The sequence below is a fragment of the Pseudarthrobacter sp. AG30 genome (genome assembly GCF_003116525.1).
Lineage (GTDB): Bacteria > Actinomycetota > Actinomycetes > Actinomycetales > Micrococcaceae > Arthrobacter.
The window spans coordinates 1-644 of the sequence record NZ_QEHL01000054.1 but is presented as its reverse complement, the minus strand read 5'-3'; the positions used below and the strand labels follow the sequence as shown (position 1 = coordinate 644).

Here is a 644-nt window from a genome sequence, read left to right as displayed (position 1 = left end):
AGCAGCTGCTCCGCCGTGACCGATACCTCCGGGCGCTGCTTGTCCACCTGGTTCGGCTTGTCGCCCAGCACGGAGTCGAAGACCTCCCGGCAGGTGGAGACCAGGTCCGGGTGCGCAACCCAGGAGCCGTCGAAGCCGTCGTTGGCCTCGCGGGTCTTGTCCGCCCGCACCTTCTCGAACGCGGCTTCGGTTACTTCCGGGTGGCGCCGGTTGGGGATGACCGCGGCCATGCCGCCCATGGCGAAGGCGCCGCGCCGGTGGCAGGTCTTGACCAGGAGTTCGGTGTAGGCGCGCATGAACGGGGCGGTCATCGCCACGGAGGCGCGGTCCGGGAGGACGAATTCCTCGCCGGCATCGCGGAAGTACTTGATAATGCTGAACAGGTAGTCCCAGCGGCCTGCGTTCAGGCCCGAGGCGTGGTCCCGCAGTTCGTAGAGGATTTCGTCCATCTCGAAGGCTGCCGGGATGGTCTCGATCAGGACCGTTGCCCGGATGGTGCCCTGGTGGAGGCCAAGGTAGTCCTGGGCGAACACGAAGACGTCATTCCACAGCCTGGCCTCAAGGTGGCTCTCCATCTTGGGCAGGTAGTAGTAGGGGCCCTGGCCGTTGAGCACCAGCTGCTTGGCGATGTGGAAGAAGTGCAG

Annotated in this window: 1 pseudogene; it reads right to left on the bottom strand. The window is 65.7% G+C overall.

Annotation, left to right across the window (positions count from 1 at the left end):
• Positions 1 to 644, bottom strand: a pseudogene (locus DC347_RS21275) (malate synthase A); the annotation flags it as partial.